Origin of the sequence: Rhodopseudomonas palustris BisB18, assembly GCF_000013745.1 — a bacterium.
Taxonomy (GTDB): domain Bacteria; phylum Pseudomonadota; class Alphaproteobacteria; order Rhizobiales; family Xanthobacteraceae; genus Rhodopseudomonas_A; species Rhodopseudomonas_A palustris_F.
The window spans coordinates 2,776,310-2,792,428 of the sequence record NC_007925.1 but is presented as its reverse complement, the minus strand read 5'-3'; the positions used below and the strand labels follow the sequence as shown (position 1 = coordinate 2,792,428).

Sequence of the window (16,119 nt, the reverse complement as noted above, 5' to 3'; positions counted from 1 at the left end):
TTGGCGCGAAGCCGTGAGCCGGGACCGTTACGCCGGAAACGCCGGCTCGGTGCCTGAGCCGACGTTGTTGTTGCGGTTTGCGCCCCACTCGTAACGGCCCCGGCTCGCACGCCACGCTGCGCGTGGCGCACGTCCGGGGCACGTGGCGCTCAGGTGGCGTTCTTCAGCCGCTCCAGCGCTTCCAAAATCTTGGCCTTGCGCGCGACCGCGGCCTCGCGCTTTTCCTTCTCTTCCTCGACGATCTCTTCCGGCGCGTTGGCGACGAATTTCTCGTTGGAGAGCTTGGCGTCGACCCGCTTGATGTCGGCCTCGGCCTTCGCCAGTTCCTTGTCGAGCCGGGCCTGCTCGGCGGCGACGTCGATCACGCCCTTCAGCGGCAATGCTGCGACCTCGCCGCGGATCAACAGTTGCACCGCGCCCTGCGGTGCGCTGTCGGCAAACGAAATCTCGCCGAGCCGGGCCATCCGCTTCACCACATCGCTCCAGCGCTGCGCGCGGTCGCGGGTCTCCGCCGAAGCGCCGGCCAGCACCAGCGGCGTCAGCGTCGACGGCGTGATGTTCATCTCGGCGCGCACCGAACGGATCGCGGTGACCAGGTCGACCACCCAGCCGATTTCGGCCTCGGCCGCGGGATCGCTGAAGTCGGCGACGTGCGGCGCCGGCAGGATCACCGGCGGCACCATCGGGTCGGTCAGCGCCGGGGCGTCGAACACCTCGACCGCGGTCTCGGCCTTGCGCGACCACGGCGTCAGCGTCAGCAGCGTGTCGCGCTCCGCGGTCACCGCCCACAGCTCTTCGGTGATGAACGGCATGAACGGATGCAGCAGCTTGAGGATTTCATCGCGCGCCCAGGCCACCATGGCGCGGGTCTCGGCCTTGGCCGGGCTGTCCTCGCCGAGCAGCACCGGCTTGGCGAGTTCGAGATACCAGTCGCAATACACGTTCCAGACGAAACGATAAGCGGCGCCCGCCGCGTCGTTGAAGCGATAGGCCTCGATCGCCTCGGTGACCTCGCGCACCGCGCGCACGGTCTCGTGCGCGATCCAGCGGTTCAGCGTCTGCTTCGCCGCGGTCGGATCGAAATCCGCGGGCAGCGCGCAGGCGTTCATCTCGGCGAAGCGGCTCGAATTCCACAGCTTGGTCGCGAAATTGCGGTAGCCCTCGACGCGGCTGGAGGCGAGCTTGATGTCGCGGCCCTGCGCCGCCATCGCGGCAAGCGTGAAGCGCAGCGCGTCGGCGCCGTAATCGTCGATCAGGTGCAACGGATCGATCACGTTGCCCTTCGACTTCGACATCTTGGCGCCCTTCTCGTCGCGGACGAGGGCGTGGATGTAGACGGTCGGGAACGGCACGTCGTCCATGAAGTGCAGCCCCATCATCATCATCCGGGCGACCCAGAAGAAGATGATGTCGAAGCCGGTGACCAGCACGTTGGTCGGGTAGTAGCGCTTGCAATCGGTGTCGTCGTCCGGCCAGCCCAGCGTCGAGAACGGCCACAGCGCCGAGGAGAACCAGGTGTCGAGCACGTCCTCGTCGCGGGTGATGAAGCCGTCGCGAAGCGAAGCGTCCTGGGTCATCGCATGCGCCTGCGCCGGGGTGATGACTTCCTGCTCGACGTAGTAGCCGAGCGCGTTGCCGACCGCTTCGTCCTCGGTCTCGGCGACGAACACCTTGCCGTCCGGGCCGTACCAGGCCGGGATCTGATGGCCCCACCACAATTGCCGCGAGATGCACCAGGGCTGGATGTTGTCCATCCATTCGAAATAGGTCTTTTCCCAGTTCTTCGGCACGAAGGTCGTCGCGCCCGAGCGCACCGCGGCGATCGCCGGCTGCGCCAGCGTCTTGGCGTCGACGTACCACTGGTCGGTCAGATACGGCTCGATCACCACGCCGGAGCGGTCGCCGTGCGGCACCATGTGGACGTTGGGCTCGATCTTCTCCAGGTAGCCGAGCTCTTCGAGCCGCGCCACGATGCTCTTGCGCGCGGCGAAGCGTTCCAGCCCATGCAGTTCTTCGGCAAACTGCGCGGCGTCATCCGGCAGTCCGTGCAGATAGGCTTCGTTGTCGACGAGGTCGATGCGGCCTTCGATGTCGAGCACGTTGATCTGCGGCAGGTTGTGCCTTCGGCCGACCTCGAAGTCGTTGAAGTCGTGCGCCGGCGTGATCTTCACCGCGCCGGAGCCCTTTTCGGGATCGGAGTAATCGTCGGCGATGATCGGAATCTTGCGCCCGACCAGCGGCAGGATGACATTGCGGCCGACCACATGCGAATAGCGCACGTCGTCCGGATTGACCGCAACCGCGGTGTCGCCGAGCATGGTCTCCGGCCGCGTGGTGGCGACCACGATGAAGGTCTCCGGATCGTCCGGATTGAATTCGACGCCGTCCAGCGGATAGCGCAGGTGCCACAGGTTGCCCTTGACTTCGACCTGCTGCACTTCGAGATCGGAGATCGCGGTGAGCAGCTTGGGGTCCCAATTGACCAGCCGCTTGTCCTTGTAGATCAGGCCTTGGCGGTGCAGCTCGACGAACACCTTGGCGACCGCGCGCGACAGCCCCTCGTCCATGGTGAAGCGCTCGCGCGACCAGTCGCAGGAGGCCCCGAGCCGCTTCAGCTGGTTGACGATGACGCCGCCGCTTTCGGCCTTCCACTGCCACACCCGCTCGAGAAACTTTTCGCGGCCCATGTCGCGGCGGCTCGGCTCCTGGCGCTCCATCAGCTGCCGCTCGACCACCATCTGGGTGGCGATGCCGGCGTGGTCGGTGCCGGGCTGCCACAGCACGTCGCGGCCGCGCATCCGCTCGAACCGGCACAGGATGTCCTGCAGCGTGTTGTTGAGCGCGTGGCCCATATGCAGCGAGCCGGTGACGTTCGGCGGCGGGATCACGATCGAGAACGGAATGGCGTCGCGGCGCTCCGGGCGGCCGGCTTTGAAGGCGCCTTCGGCGTCCCAGGCTTGTGCGATACGGCCTTCGATGTCGGCGGGCTGATAGGTTTTTTCGATCATGGCGGGGTCGATTCTGAGGTCTCGCCGGCAGGCTGCAATTGCGCCGGTCGCGCGCTAGAAAGCCGCCGGCGCGGCGCAAGTCAACACGCCCAGCCGATTCAATCGGGATTTCGCCGGGCAAATGCCGCTCAGCTAGGGAATGGCTGCAATGTCGGCGACCCGACCTGCGGACCGCCGCACCCGCCGGCGGTCAGCGGCCGCGCGACACCCGCTCGATTTCCGCCTTGACGATCCGCTCGACCAATTGCGGCAGATTGTCGTCGAGCCAGGATTTCAGCATCGGCCGCAGCATCTCCTTGACGAGATCCTCCAGGGTGCGGGCATTGTTGCTGAGCACCGTATTGGCCAGCGAATTGAACGCGGATTCCACCGCCGATGCGGTGGAGCGGGACAGCATCTCCGGCTGTTGCGACGGCTGATAGGCCTGCGGCTGGTAGGACGGCGGTGCCGGCCGCTCCATCACGGGCGCCGGCGCCGGCATCGACCAGGACGGCGCCTGGGCCTGCTCCCGCTCGGCGCGGATCGCCTCGGCGAATTCCAGGTCGGCCTCGCTCTCCACCTTCTGGAACGCCGGCGGCGCCGGATCCGGCAGCGCCATCTCGTCGGTGAGCTCGAACACGTCCTCGTTCGGATCGGGTTCGGGAACCGCGGCGGGGCGCACCTCGGCCGGCGTGGTCGAGGCATCCAGCCCGGCCAGCAAGGCGTCGATATCGTCCTGGTTGTTGGATTCGGTTGCCGCGGGCTGCGGCGCCGGCTGCGGCGCTGGCGGCGGGGTGGTCACCGCAGGCTTTGCCACGGCGGCTGCCGGCTTTGCAGGTTCCGGCTTCGCAGCTGCAGCGACGGGCGCCGGCGCGGCAGCCGCTGGCTTCGCTTCGTCGTCGGCGATGATGCGCCGGATCGAGGCCAGGATCTCCTCCATCGAGGGCTCTTGGGCCTTTGCAGGTTGCGTCATCCCCGACTCCACATCATCACGCGCTCGTCGCAGTGTTACACCAAAGCGGTGCAAGAATGGCCCGTTCCACAAACCGAACGCCGGTTTCCGGCCAGCGAGCGCGACTTGTCCCCAGCTCAAAAGAAGGCAGATTTCCGATGCCGCCCCGCATCGACACCGCGCTGATCAGCACCCGTCATATGCCGAGCAAAAACGCACGAATCGACCTGCCCGCTCAACAAGAGGTATGGCACGGCAATAATCGATTGCAAGCAAGGCGGGCTGTCGACGCCGCGCCATTTGCATTGGCGCGGCTGTATTATTGGCGCGGCTGTATTGGCGACGATCAGCGACCGTCCGGGGTGCGAACACCGAACCAGCTGTCGCGGACCTGCTGGTAGTGCACGCTCGGGTCATACACCGTGGTGCTGAGCTTCAAGACCTGCGGCGACAGCCGGCCGACGGCGTTGAGCACGGCGTAGGACGCCACCACGCGGTCGTGCTGCGCGGTGACCAGCGCCACCCGGGCGTTGACCAGCGCCTGCTGCGCGTTCAACACGTCGAGCGTGGTGCGCTGGCCGGCGCGGGCTTCCTCGCGGACGCCGTTCAGCGCGATCTCCGAGGCCGCGACCTGGGCCTGCGCCGAGGACACCTGGGCGCGGCCGGCCAACAGCTGACCCCAGGCCTGCACCACGCTGGCGCGGGTCTGGTCGCGGACCTGCTCGAGATTGAGCCGCTGCTGCGCCAAGGATTCCTTGGACTGCCGGATCAGCGCGTATTCGGCGCCGCCCTGATAGATCGGAACCGTGAGCTGCGCCACCGCGGAGGCGACGAACTGGCGCGGCGTGCTGATGGTCTGTTCGTAGCCCTGCTGCGCGTTGCCCTGCAGCGTCAGCGTCGGAAACAGCGCGCCCTCGTTGACCTTGACGTTGAGGAAGCTGACGTCGATGCCGAACATCGAGGCGGTGACGTTGGGATTTTCGGTCAGGCCGAGTTCGATGGCGGTGGGCAGCGTCGCCGGCAGGAAACGATCCACCGGCGAGCCCGGCGCCAGCGCCTGGGGTTCGTTGCCGATGATGCGGCGGAAGTTCGACCGCGTCGTAGTCAGGTTGGATTCGGCGGTGAGCTGCTGGGTGCGGCCGGCGGCGAGTTGCGCCTCGGACTGCGCCACGTCGGTGCGGGTCACCTCGCCGACGTTGAAGCGGTCGCGGGTCTGTTTCAGGGTCTGCTCGAGCACCCGCACGTTGCTGCGCTGCACTTCGACGATCGCCGAATCGCGCAGATAGTCCATGTAGATCGTCGCCGCCGAGAGCATCACGCTCTGCTCCAGCACGCGCAGTCCTTCGCGGGCCGACGACACCTGACTTTCCGCCGCACGGGTGCGATTCGCGGTCTGGTTGCCGTTGAACAATGTCTGGGTGGCGGTGACGCCGACCGCGCGCGGCGCCGTATCACCGTGGATGCGGTTGGTCTGGCCGCCCTGGGTGGCGATCACGTCGGTGTATTGATAGCCACCGCTCGCGGTCACCGAGACGCGCGGCCGATAGCCGGACAGCGCCTGCGGCACGTTTTCGTCGGTGGAGCGCACCGAGGCGCGCTGCGCGTTGAGCTGCGGATTGCTCTGATAGGCGCGAACCAGCGCCGCTTCGATCGTGTCGGCCAGAACCGGCGTCGCACCGAGATGAGCCAGAATCAGTCCGGCGATTGCAGTGCCGGCAGCTTGTCTTCGAAACTCACCCATCCGCGGCAATCCATTCCAACCAATAGCGCCACCCACGCAACCCGCGTCGATCCGCCCTGTTTTTACAGTCGAAGTCCCGCCGCACCATAAGGCACGCCGCCGCCCGACGGAACCCCCGCGCCCCGCTCCCGGTCGAAACTCTCGATCTGGGGCATCCAGGTCACACTTCTGATTTTGAACAACAATTGCGGGAGAAACGTTAGAAAACGAAGCCCTTGGGGCGTTCCAGCCCAGGCAGAACCGGAACCGAGGTATCGAACAACGGCCGGCTGCCGAAGTCGTCGTCGGACCGCGTCACGATTTCCGCGCGCGGCGTGCGGCCGAGCGCGAACACCCCAACCAGCCGTCCGCCGTCCTGGAGTTGCCGGTATAATTCAAGCGGCACGAGTTCGGTGGCGCCGTTCAGAATGATGGCGTCGTAAGGGGCGGTGGCCGGAAAGCCCTCGGCCGAGCCGGCCTGCTGCACCCGGACGTTGCTGACGCCGAGCGTTCCGAGAATCTGGCTGGCTTCGGCCGCCATGCTGGCTTCGCTCTCGGTGGCGACAACCTGGTCCACAAGCCGGGCGACGATCGCCGGCAGATAGCCGGTGGCACAGCCGACCACCAACACACGATCGGTCGGCTGCAGATTGGCCGATTGCAGCAGTCGCGCGGTGACCGCGGGTTTCAGCAGGTAGCGTTTGACCGGACCGGCTTCGCTGACGTCGAGGTCGAGGTCGAGATAGGCCAGTGCGCTCTGGCTCTCCGGCACAAAGGCTTCGCGCGGCACCGCGCGCATCGCGTCGATGATTCTCCAGTCGGTGACGCTGCTCGGCCGGATCTGACCATCCACCATGAACCGTCGGGCGGTCGAGAAATCGGGCATCGGCTATCCTTGCAATCGATACATTCGCGGAGCGCGCCATGTTTGATGCAAGGACTGTCAAAACGCAACACCGCGCGACACCGAGGCGATCAGCCGCCCTCTCAATGGAGCGCCCCGGATGAGATCGATCAGCGCGCGATCAACATTCCAACGGCACCGCGAGCCGCCCGATCAGCGAAGCCACTTCATCGAGCCGCTCGGCATCCTGTCGCTCGACCGCGGCCTCGAGGCGCCGCAGGCATTCGTCGTCGCTGATCGAATCGCCAGCGGCATCCGCAAGCACCACATCGTCGCGGCCCTGCGACACCGAATCGCGCCGCGGATTGCGGGGCGCCGAATCATGCTGAAGATCGGACATCTGATGTCTCCAAACGGGCGGGATCGCGCGTCAACGACAGCGTCGCGGACAAGTTCCTGAAAAACATGGGCCGTCGCGGGACAATCCGGGCCGGTTCGGCAATTTCCCGCTTTGCAAGCCGCGGAGGCCTTGCTATAGGCTGCCTCGCGAGCTTCGCTTCGCTCTGTTCCCTGGTAGCTCAGTGGTAGAGCAACCGGCTGTTAACCGGTTGGTCGCTGGTTCGAATCCGGCCCGGGGAGCCAACATTCTCAATCAGCAAGCCGTCAACCACATGGCTCTGAAGACGTCCGCGGCGCTCGCCGGCAAATCTGTTGCGTACGCATCACCTTTCGATGCGCGATCGGGGACACAAGGATGACCGAGCGTTTGGAAACCCTCAAACGGGCACGTCAGCGCATGATCGAGGATCGCGATGCGTTCGCCAAGATTCTGGCAGCGCCGTTCGATCGCAGCACCGCGGAGCGCTCGCGCAACAAATTCGTCGAGACCCAGGTCTTGATCGACGCCATCGACCGCGCCATCGCCGGCGAATTGGCCTCGGGCGACCAACAGGGCTGAGCGCCCCGCGACAAGCGTGGCGCTGGCACCCGCGCCGGATCGAACGCGTCGCCCCCCTCACCTCGGTTTGAATTGCACCGCACCATAATTTGGCGGAACGCGCACGCCTGCGGATCGTTGGTCACGATCGATCACGCAGGAGAATTTCATGACTCGTTTGACACTTTTTGCCGCCGCAGCCGTGCTGACCACCGCGCTCGCCACCCCGGTGACGGCGCAGCAGATGTCGAACCCGGGATGGAACGGTCCTGACCGCAGCTATAGCCGCGACTATCGGCACGAGCGCGGCCCGCGTCACGACCGTGGCTTCGAAAGCAACGCGTTCTGGCCGGCCGATGTTGCCGCCGGGGTGGTCGGCGGAGCCCTCGGCACGGCCGGCGCCATTGCCGCGGCGCCGTTCGGCGGTCCTGATCAGTTCGCCTACGATGAGTCCTACGCCAAGCGGAACGGGTTCGTCTGTCAGCCCGGAACCTTGTTCCGCGGCAGCGACGGTCGGATGCATCCCTGCCAATAACCGATGCCGTCACGCCAATCGCAATGCCGCCCCGACCGGGCGGCATTTTTTTGCGAGCCGTTGGTGAACCCCGGGTTCGGGTCCGGCGACCGATTTGTCGGCGATCGATAGAATTTGAACAAAATCTGCAACGGCCGAACAAAGCCTTTCTGGGACATTCCCCTGGTCATCGGGGGAATGGGTCATGAACGAGTACGAGTACAATCGGATGTTGGACGATATCGCCTGGGCGATGGAGGACAACGCGCAGGACAACGTCCCGAGCGCGGCCATCCTGCCCATGCCGCTACGCGCCGCCAACGACAACCAGATCGAATGGCCGTTGCTGCCGTTCCCCGAAGACTGGACCGCCTGCTGCTGATCCGGCGATCGGCGGATCAGCCGGTCGGTTCGCCGGCGAGCCGCTCGAAGATCGCTACCGCTTCGGCGTCGGTGGCCCGCTCGATCGCGCCGCCCGCGACCTCCTGCTGGGTCCACATCCACGACCGCGCCGGATCATCCCGCATCGCCCAATCCGGAAACAGCCGCTGCGTCACGCTGCGCCGGCTCAACAGCCGCAATTCGAGATGGCGGTGGTCGGCCGCGATTCGGGCGAAGGTGGCGTCGACCGCTGCCTGCGGGCCTTCCAGCAATTGCAGATAGACGTCGGCCCGGCAGATCAGCGCGCCGGTGATGTCGTCGCGCGCGTTGCAGCGCCGCGCATCCATCAGGATGCCGTTCAGCATCGCCTCGTCGAAGCCGAACGGCCGCGACGCGTAAATCAGCTGGATCATCGACATCACACGTCTCGCTCTTGGAGGGCGTCAGCCGTCGGCGCCACGCCACCATTGCTTTAACGCAGCCGCGCGGACGAGCCCAAATCAGTTCAGTTCAAGATGGAAGAAGTTGCGATAAGCGCTTGCAGCGATTCACAAACAAAGATGGAGGCCACGTCGGGACTCGAACCCGAGTAAACGGTTTTGCAGACCGGCGCGTAACCACTCCGCCACGTGGCCCCATCGGCGGATCAATATACGGCCTGTTGCCGATAATCAACCAAGCCCGCCGCCGGAAAGTGCTCAGGCGTGCTTCTTGCGCCGGTAGTCGCGCTTTTTCGGCTTCGGGGCCAATTCCGGCAGCGTCGCCTGCACTTCGCGGAAGCGCGCCAGCATGCGGTCGAAGGCACCCAGCAGCGTCGCCTCGATGTCCGGGCGCTTCTCCAGCCCGGAGATCAGCATCGCGGCGGCTTCCAGCGTCGACAGCCCGTCGCGGCGCGGCTCCTTGCGCAGCTTGCCGTAGCGCGACGGCGCCTTGGGGCCGAGAATCACCCGCTGGCATTTCAGCATCCAGGCGTTGCGCCACCACAACGCCTTGGCCTGGCTCCAGGTGCCGTCGAGCAGCACCACGCCTTCGATGTCCTTGAGGATGGCGCGCTGATTCTCCTCGACCTCGCCCTTGCGGCCGATCGCCACGATGTCGCGGTCGGTGTCGAGCTCGGCGACCTTGGCGGAGCCAAGATACAGCACCGCCCAGCGCGACGGATCGTGCACCGGCTGGCCCCAGGCTTTCGACAGGCTCGGCCAGGACAGCCCGACCCGCACCACGGCGTTGGGGAAATGCAGCGCGGTCAGCCGCGCGGTGGCGAGCGCCCGGTCCTGCTCCTGCGGATGCTGCAGGATCAACAGCTTGGTGCGGTTCTCCAGCGGCACGATGCTGTCGCAGATGCACAGCGGCACCGGCTTCTGGCAGCGCGGGCATTCCGGGATCGGCTCGGCCGCCTCGGCCGCGTTCAGGTCTGAAATCTTGGTCATCGGCCCCTATACGCCGCGCGGCCTGCCGCCACAACCGCGGCGACGCGCGGCCGGCTATTCTGCGGGCACCGCCGCCGGCACCCCGCTCCAGCGCCGCCGCAGCCGGTCGATCAACAGATAGATCACCGGCGTGGTGTACAGCGTCAGGATCTGCGAGACGAACAACCCGCCGATGATGGTGATGCCGAGCGGGCGGCGCAGCTCGGTGCCGGGCCCGATCGCCACCACCAGCGGAATGCCGGCGAACAGCGCCGCCATCGTGGTCATCAGGATCGGCCGGAACCGGACCACGCAGGCCTCGAAGATCGCATCCGCCGAGGACAGCCCGCGGCTGCGCTCGGCCTCCAGCGCGAAATCGACCATCATGATGCCGTTCTTCTTGACGATGCCGATCAACAGAATGATGCCGACGAAGGCGATGATGGTCAGCGGCGTGTTGGTGACCTGCAACGCCAGCAGCGCGCCGAGCCCGGCCGACGGCAGCGTCGAGATGATGGTCAACGGATGCGCCAAACTCTCATAGAGCACGCCGAGCACGATATACATCGCCACCAATGCTGCGAGGATCAGCAGCGGCTGCTTCGACGAGGTCTTGGCGAAGTCGCCGGCATTGCCGTCGAACGAGCCGCGAATGCCCTCCGGCATGTGCAATTCGTCGACCGCGCGCTGGATGTTGGCGGTGGCGGTCTGCAGCGGCACGTCGGGCTGCAGGTTGAACGACACCGTGGTCGAGGGGAACGACTGCGAGTGATACACCGCCAGCGGCGACAGATCGCGCTTGGTATGCACCAGCGCAGACAACGGAATCTGCGCGCCGCCGGCGCCCGCGACGAAGATGCGTTCGAGGTCGGAGGGATCGTTCTGGAATTTGGCGTCGATCTCCAGCACCACCTGATACTGGTTGCGCTGGGTGTAGATGGTGGAAATCTGCCGCTGCGAAAACGCGTTGTTGAGCGCGTTGTCGATGTCCTGGACGCGGACGCCTAAGCTCGAGGCGACATTGCGGTCGATCGCCAGCGTCAGCTGCAAGCCGCCGGGATCGCGATCGCTGGAGACGTCGGTGATGCCCTCGACGCTCTCCATGCGCTTGCCGACCAGCGGCGCCCAGGTCTGCAGCAGGCTGAGGTCGGTCGAGGTCAGCGTGTACTGATAGTCGGAATCGCTCTGCCTACCGCCGGTGCGCAGGTCTTGGGCTGCGAACATGAACAGCCGGATTCCGGCCACCGCGCCGAGATTCTTGCGCAGCCGGTTGATCACCATTTCGGTTGAAAGGCCGTCGCGCTGCTCGATCGGCTTCAGGCTGATGAACATCATGCCACGATTGGAGCCGCCGCCGCCCGGCCCGCCGCCGCCGCCGAGCGCCGAGCCGATGCCTTCGACCGCCGGATCGGCCATCACGATGTCGGCAAGTTGCTGCTGCATCTGCTTCATCGCCTGGAACGAGACGTCGGCCGAGGCGCGGGTCGAGCCGATCACGAAGCCGGAATCGTCGGTCGGGAAATAGCCCTTCGGGGTCTTGATATAGAGCGTCACCGTCAGCGCGATGGTGGCGAAGAACACCAGCATGGTCAGCCCGGGATAGCCGAGCACGGCGCGCAGCGTGGTGGCGTAGAAACTCACCAGCCGCGACAGCCCGCCCTCGATCAAGCGATCGAACCAGGTCTCGTTGTGCGACACCGCGCCACGGATGTAATGCGCGCAGATCATCGGCGTCACCGTCAGCGACACCACGGTCGACACCGCAATCGCAAAGGTGAGCGTCAGCGAGAATTCGCGCAGCAGCCGGCCGACCATGCCGTCCATGAAGATCAGCGGCGTAAACGCCGCCACCAGCGACAGGCTGATCGACAGCACGGTGAAGCCGATCTGTTTGGCGCCATCGAGCGCCGCCTGCAGCGGCGCCATGCCGCGCTCGAGATTGCGGTACATGTTCTCGATCATCACGATGGCGTCGTCGACCACGAAACCGACCGAGATCGCCAAAGCCATCAGCGACAGGTTGTTGATCGAGAAGCCGGCCAGCCACATTCCGGCGCAGGTGCCGGCCAGCGCCAGCGGCACCGAGACGCCGGCGGCGATGGTCGGCGTCAGCCTTCGCAGGAACACGAACACCACCCCCATCACCAGCACCGCGGTGGCGAGCAGCGTCCATTGCATGTCGGCGACGCTGGCGCGGATGGTGCCGGTGCGGTCGGTCAGCGTGGAGATTTCGACGCCGGCCGGAATCCACTGCTTCAGTTCCGGCAGCAGCGCCTTGACCCGGTCGACGGTGTCGATGACGTTGGCGTCGCCCTGCTTGGTGATCTGGATCAGCACCGCCGGCTGCTTGTTGAACCAGGCGATCGATCGGCTCGAGCGGGTGGCGTCCTCGACGGTGGCGACGTCAGACAGCCGCAGCACATTGCCGCCGCTGCTCTTGATCACGATGTCGCGGAATTCGGCGGCGGTGCGCATCTGCTTGTTGGTCGACAGCGTCTCGCTCTGCCGCGCGCCGTTGAAAATGCCGACCGGCCCCAGCGGATTGGCGTTGACGATCGCGGTGCGGACGTCGTCGGTGGAGATGTTGGCGGTCGACAGCGCCACCGGGTTGAGCGCGATGCGCACCGCCGGCTGATCGGCGCCGGACACCGTCACCTCGCCGACGCCCGGCACCTGCGAGATGCGCTGCGCGATCACGGTGTCGGCGACGTCGTAGATCGCGCTCGGCTGAATCGTCTTCGAAGTCAGCGCCAGAATAAACACCGGCGACGCCGCGGAATTGGCCTTGCGGAATTTCGGCAGCGTCGGCAGGTCGGTCGGCAAATCACTCAGCGAAGCGTTGATCGCAGCCTGAACGTCGCGCGCGGCGCGGTCGACGTCGCGGCCGATCGCAAATTGCAGCTGGATCCGGGTCGAGCCCAGCGAACTGGTCGACGTGATCTGGTCGATGCCGGCGATCTCGCCGAGCCGGCGCTCCAGCGGGGCCGCCACCGTCGCCGCCATCACCGAGGGGTCGGCGCCGGGCCGCGAGGCCTGCACGAAGATCATCGGGAAATCGACGTTCGGCACCGCCGCCACCGGCAGAAACTTGTAGGCCACGAGCCCGAGCAGAAACAACCCGATCGCCAGCAGCGTGGTGCCGACCGGCCGTCTGATGAACGGTTCGGACAGCGACGCCATCTACGGCGCCTCCCCGGCAGCTCGGGCGACCGGCGGAGGTGACGCCGGCGCCGGCGGCAGCGCGCCTTCGATGCGGCGGTTGAGCCGATCGAGCGCGAGATAAATCACCGGCGTGGTGTAGAGCGTCAGCAGCTGGCTGAGCAGCAGGCCGCCGACGATCGAGACGCCGAGCGGAAACCGCAATTCGGCGCCGGTGCCGCTTTCGATCGCCAGCGGCAGCGCGCCGAACAGCGCCGCCAGCGTCGTCATCATGATCGGCCGGAAGCGCAGCAGGCAGGCCTGCACGATCGCGTCGTAGGACGACAGCCCCTTGTGCCGCTCCGCCTCCAGCGCGAAGTCGATCATCATGATGGCGTTCTTCTTGACGATGCCCATCAGCAGGATGATGCCGATCAGCCCGATCACCGAGAGATCCTGTCCGAACAGCATCAAGGCCAGGATCGCGCCGACGCCGGCCGAGGGCAGCGTCGACAGAATGGTGATCGGGTGGATGTAGCTCTCGTACAGCACGCCGAGCACGATGTAGATCGTCACCAATGCGGCGAGGATCAGCCAGGGCTGCCCGGCCAGCGACTTGGAGAACTCCGCGGCGTCGCCGGAATACAGCCCGACGATCGAGCCCGGCATGCCGATCCGTGTCTCGATGCTCTTCACCGCGTCGACCGCGTCGCCGAGCGCTTCGCCCGGCGCCAGGTTGAAGCTGAGCGACACCGCCGGAAACTGCGCCTGATGCGAGATCGCCAAGGGCGCGGTGGTGCGCGTCATCTCCGCCACCGCCGAGATCGGCACCTGAGCGCCGCCGGTGCCGGGCACGTAGAGCTTGGACAGGATCGAGGGATCGCGCTGATACTGCGGCATCGCCTCCAGCACCACGCGGTACTGATTGGCCTGGCCGTAGATGGTGGAAATCTGCCGCTGCGCAAACGCGTCGTTCAAGGTGTCGTTGATCGCCTGGATGCTGACGCCGAGCTGGCCGGCGCGCTGCCGGTTGATATCAAGCGCGGCGCGCAAGCCGCCTTCCTGGGCCTCCGACGACACGTCGCGGAACAAGGGATCGCGGCGCATTTCGGCGACCAGTTTGTTCGACCACAGCGACACCGCGGCGGCGTCGGTGCCGGTCAAGGTGTACTGATATTGCGAGCGGCTGGCCTGCGTGGAAATCTGGACGTCCTGCACCGCCTGGAAATACACCGTCATGCCGGGGATGCCGGCGACGCGTTGCTTGAGCCGCTCGATCACCTGCGCGACGTCAGCCTTGCGTTCGCCGCGCGGCTTCAGGTTCATCACCAGGCGGCCGACATTGGTGGTCGGATTGACCGAGCCCGCGCCGATCACCGAGACCACGCCGGTGACGTCGGGATCGGCCTTGATGGCGTCGGCGGTCGCCGCCTGCCGCGCCTGCATCTCGGCGAACGACACGTCGGGTCCGGCTTCGGTCACCGCGGTGATCGAGGCGGTGTCCTGCAAAGGCAAAAAGCCCTTCGGCGCGATCACATAAAGCGCCAGCGTCGCCGCCACGGTGACGAAGGTCAAAACCAGCGTGGCGCGCTGCCGCTGCAGCACCCACAACAGCGAGCGGTGATAGGCCTCGGCGGAGCGGTCGATCCAGCCCGAGATGGTGGCGAGCCCGGGGATCTGCCGCTCCTCGCCGGGATGCTTCAACAGCCGCGAGCACATCATCGGCGTCAGCGTCAGCGACACCACCGCGGAGGTCACCACCGCGATGGTCAGGGTCAGCGCGAATTCGCGGAACATGCGGCCGACCAGCCCGGACATGAACAATAGCGGGATGAACACCGCGATCAGCGACACGGTGAGCGAAATCACCGTGAAGCCGATCTCGCTGGCGCCGTCGAGCGCCGCCTGCATCGGGGTTTCGCCGTCTTCCATGTGGCGGACGATGTTCTCGATCATCACGATGGCGTCGTCGACCACGAAGCCGGTGCCGATGGTCAGCGCCATCAGCGACAGATTGTCGAGGCTGAAGCCGGCGAAATACATCACGCCGAACGAGGTGATCAGCGACAGCGGCAGCGCTACGCCAGCGATGATGGTGGCGCGCATTGAGCGCAGGAACAACAGCACCACCAGCGTCACCAGGATCACGCTGAGCAGCAGCGTGAACTGCACGTCGTGCACCGAGGCGCGGATGGTGACGGTGCGGTCCGACACCACGGTCAGCTTGACCCCGGCCGGGATCGCCCGCTGCACCTTGGGGATCTCCTCGCGGATCTGCCGCACCACCTCGATGACATTGGCGCCGGGCTGGCGCTGGATGTCGAGGATCACCGCGGGGGTGCCGTTGAACCAGCCGCCGGTGCGGTCGTTCTCCAGCCCATCGACGATCGAGGCGACGTCGCCGATCGTCACCGGCGAGCCGTTGCGGTAGGCGATGATGATCGGCCGGTAGGCGTCGGCGGCGGCGATCTGGTCGTTGGCGGCGATGGTGTAGGCCTGCTGCGCGCCGTCGAGCGAGCCCTTCGGCCCGGAGACGTTGGCGCCCGCAATCGCGGTGCGAAGGTCTTCCATCGCGATGCCGTAGGCGGCGAGCCGCGCCAGATCGGCCTGCACCCGCACAGCGGGCTTCAGCCCGCCGAGCACGGTGACGCGGCCGACGCCGGAGATTTGGCTGAGCCGCTGCGCCAGCAGCGTGTCGGCAATGTCGCTCATCGCCCGCATCGAACTGGTCTCGGAGGTGAGCGCCAGCGTCAGCACCGCGGCGTCGGCGGGATTCACTTTGGCGTAGGTCGGCGGATACGGCAGGTTCTTCGGCAGCACGCCGGCTGCGGCGTTGATCGCCGCCTGCACGTCTTGCGTAGCACCATCGATATCGCGGTTGAGGTCGAACTGCAGCGACACCTGGCTGACGCCGAACGAACTCGTCGAGGTCATCGCCGACAGCGACGGGATCTGGCCGAGCTGGCGTTCCAGCGGCGCGGTGATCAGCGAGGCGATCACGTCGGGGCTCGCGCCCGGCAATTGCGTGGTGACCTGCACGGTCGGGAAATCGACCTGCGGCAATGCCGACACCGGCAGCGCCAGATAGCCCAGCAAGCCGCCGAGCAGCAGCGCCACCCCCAACAACGAGGTGGCGATCGGACGGCGGATGAACGGCTCCGAGACGCTCATGGCTGCGCGCTCGCGGTTGGAGAAATCGTCAACCTGCTACACCGTGTCCCGGGCACGGTGCAGCGC

12 protein-coding genes and 2 tRNA genes are annotated in these 16,119 nt (G+C 66.3%); 4 read left to right on the top strand and 10 right to left on the bottom strand.

The features are described from left to right. Nucleotides 1-149 precede the first annotated feature (149 nt). From RPC_RS12860 to RPC_RS12840, 5 genes are all read right to left on the bottom strand, one after another. Entirely contained in the window at nucleotides 150-3,008 is a 2,859-nt protein-coding gene (locus tag RPC_RS12860) for a valine--tRNA ligase (protein WP_011473017.1), read from the bottom strand. A 190-nt stretch (nucleotides 3,009-3,198) separates the two neighbouring features. Next, nucleotides 3,199-3,960 (bottom strand): PopZ family protein, encoded by a 762-nt coding sequence (locus tag RPC_RS12855; RefSeq protein ID WP_011473016.1) that lies wholly within the window; start codon nucleotides 3,958-3,960, stop codon nucleotides 3,199-3,201. A gap of 325 nt (nucleotides 3,961-4,285) precedes the next feature. Then, nucleotides 4,286-5,680 (bottom strand): TolC family outer membrane protein, encoded by a 1,395-nt coding sequence (locus RPC_RS12850; RefSeq protein ID WP_011473015.1) that lies wholly within the window; start codon nucleotides 5,678-5,680, stop codon nucleotides 4,286-4,288. Between the two features lie 199 nt (nucleotides 5,681-5,879). After that, nucleotides 5,880-6,545, bottom strand: coding sequence for a protein-L-isoaspartate O-methyltransferase family protein (locus RPC_RS12845; protein WP_011473014.1), 666 nt, complete (start codon nucleotides 6,543-6,545; stop codon nucleotides 5,880-5,882). Between the two features lie 139 nt (nucleotides 6,546-6,684). Next, nucleotides 6,685-6,903: a hypothetical protein gene (locus tag RPC_RS12840; protein ID WP_041801774.1), complete on the bottom strand. Its 219-nt coding sequence runs from the start codon at nucleotides 6,901-6,903 to the stop codon at nucleotides 6,685-6,687. Nucleotides 6,904-7,070: 167 nt separating this feature from the next. Between RPC_RS12840 and RPC_RS12835 the strand changes: the two genes are divergently transcribed. The 4 genes from RPC_RS12835 (at nucleotide 7,071) to RPC_RS26495 (ending at nucleotide 8,336) form a co-directional block, all read left to right on the top strand. Further along, nucleotides 7,071-7,145: transfer RNA gene (locus tag RPC_RS12835), tRNA-Asn, on the top strand. Nucleotides 7,146-7,257: 112 nt separating this feature from the next. Then, nucleotides 7,258-7,461: a hypothetical protein gene (locus tag RPC_RS12830; RefSeq protein WP_011473012.1), complete on the top strand. Its 204-nt coding sequence runs from the start codon at nucleotides 7,258-7,260 to the stop codon at nucleotides 7,459-7,461. 148 nt (nucleotides 7,462-7,609) lie between these two features. Next, nucleotides 7,610-7,975 carry a hypothetical protein gene (locus RPC_RS12825; protein ID WP_011473011.1) on the top strand — a complete coding sequence of 122 codons (366 nt, stop codon included), beginning with the start codon at nucleotides 7,610-7,612 and terminating at the stop codon, nucleotides 7,973-7,975. 184 nt (nucleotides 7,976-8,159) lie between these two features. Beyond that, on the top strand, nucleotides 8,160-8,336 hold the full coding sequence (locus tag RPC_RS26495) for a hypothetical protein (RefSeq protein ID WP_011473010.1): 177 nt from the start codon (nucleotides 8,160-8,162) through the stop codon (nucleotides 8,334-8,336). A gap of 16 nt (nucleotides 8,337-8,352) precedes the next feature. On the opposite strand, the gene RPC_RS12820 is transcribed toward RPC_RS26495, so the two are convergent. From RPC_RS12820 to RPC_RS12800, 5 genes are all read right to left on the bottom strand, one after another. Beyond that, a complete protein-coding gene (locus RPC_RS12820) occupies nucleotides 8,353-8,754 on the bottom strand; it encodes a BLUF domain-containing protein (RefSeq protein ID WP_041801773.1) in 402 nt (133 codons plus the stop codon). A 142-nt stretch (nucleotides 8,755-8,896) separates the two neighbouring features. After that, nucleotides 8,897-8,970, bottom strand: a tRNA-Cys gene (locus tag RPC_RS12815). Nucleotides 8,971-9,033: 63 nt separating this feature from the next. Next, entirely contained in the window at nucleotides 9,034-9,765 is a 732-nt protein-coding gene (locus RPC_RS12810) for a tRNA-uridine aminocarboxypropyltransferase (protein WP_011473008.1), read from the bottom strand. 54 nt (nucleotides 9,766-9,819) lie between these two features. Then, nucleotides 9,820-12,924, bottom strand: coding sequence for an efflux RND transporter permease subunit (locus RPC_RS12805; protein ID WP_011473007.1), 3,105 nt, complete (start codon nucleotides 12,922-12,924; stop codon nucleotides 9,820-9,822). Beyond that, nucleotides 12,925-16,053, bottom strand: coding sequence for an efflux RND transporter permease subunit (locus RPC_RS12800; RefSeq protein ID WP_011473006.1), 3,129 nt, complete (start codon nucleotides 16,051-16,053; stop codon nucleotides 12,925-12,927). Nucleotides 16,054-16,119: the final 66 nt, after the last annotated feature.

Coding starts and splice junctions, on each gene's coding strand:
- RPC_RS12860 (WP_011473017.1), bottom strand. CDS start 3,008: ATGATCGAAAAAACCTATCAGCCCGCCGACATCGAAGGCCGTATCGCA.
- RPC_RS12855 (WP_011473016.1), bottom strand. CDS start 3,960: ATGACGCAACCTGCAAAGGCCCAAGAGCCCTCGATGGAGGAGATCCTG.
- RPC_RS12850 (WP_011473015.1), bottom strand. CDS start 5,680: ATGGGTGAGTTTCGAAGACAAGCTGCCGGCACTGCAATCGCCGGACTG.
- RPC_RS12845 (WP_011473014.1), bottom strand. CDS start 6,545: ATGCCCGATTTCTCGACCGCCCGACGGTTCATGGTGGATGGTCAGATC.
- RPC_RS12840 (WP_041801774.1), bottom strand. CDS start 6,903: ATGTCCGATCTTCAGCATGATTCGGCGCCCCGCAATCCGCGGCGCGAT.
- RPC_RS12830 (WP_011473012.1), top strand. CDS start 7,258: ATGACCGAGCGTTTGGAAACCCTCAAACGGGCACGTCAGCGCATGATC.
- RPC_RS12825 (WP_011473011.1), top strand. CDS start 7,610: ATGACTCGTTTGACACTTTTTGCCGCCGCAGCCGTGCTGACCACCGCG.
- RPC_RS26495 (WP_011473010.1), top strand. CDS start 8,160: ATGAACGAGTACGAGTACAATCGGATGTTGGACGATATCGCCTGGGCG.
- RPC_RS12820 (WP_041801773.1), bottom strand. CDS start 8,754: ATGTCGATGATCCAGCTGATTTACGCGTCGCGGCCGTTCGGCTTCGAC.
- RPC_RS12810 (WP_011473008.1), bottom strand. CDS start 9,765: ATGACCAAGATTTCAGACCTGAACGCGGCCGAGGCGGCCGAGCCGATC.
- RPC_RS12805 (WP_011473007.1), bottom strand. CDS start 12,924: ATGGCGTCGCTGTCCGAACCGTTCATCAGACGGCCGGTCGGCACCACG.
- RPC_RS12800 (WP_011473006.1), bottom strand. CDS start 16,053: ATGAGCGTCTCGGAGCCGTTCATCCGCCGTCCGATCGCCACCTCGTTG.